Below are 297 nucleotides of genomic sequence, written 5' to 3'. Positions count from 1 at the left end.
TTCTTGTAGACCACTCTGTATAGTGAGCGCCCTATTTAACTGGCTTTTGTGATTAAAAGCTTGTTGGTGTGGTGATTGTTTGTTCAGGTAGTAAATTGCAGTATGTCGTATTTTCGCAGTGGTATTTTCGTGATAATTTTCAGCCCCATATATATTGCCGGATGCAAATCCACCCAATTGCCATTCGATGCGGAACACGCAAATACACTCAATACCCCCAAACGCACCGTGCAAGTAATCAATATTTGGGAGCCAACTCGAACCGCTTTTGATGATTCACATACATTAGACCACGAG

At 42.1% G+C, this 297-nt stretch carries 1 protein-coding gene; it reads right to left on the bottom strand.

Going from position 1 to position 297, the window contains the following annotated elements; translation table 11 throughout:
* Nucleotides 1-198 (bottom strand): hypothetical protein (locus AB4585_RS27535; RefSeq protein ID WP_372171929.1); only part of this gene is annotated, 198 nt, incomplete at its 3' end.
* Between the last annotated feature and the right edge of the window lie 99 nt (nt 199-297).

Origin of the sequence: Vibrio sp. 10N.222.49.C9 (assembly GCF_041474985.1) — a bacterium.
GTDB lineage: Bacteria > Pseudomonadota > Gammaproteobacteria > Enterobacterales > Vibrionaceae > Vibrio > Vibrio crassostreae_C.
This window is presented reverse-complemented; position numbering and strand designations above follow the sequence as displayed.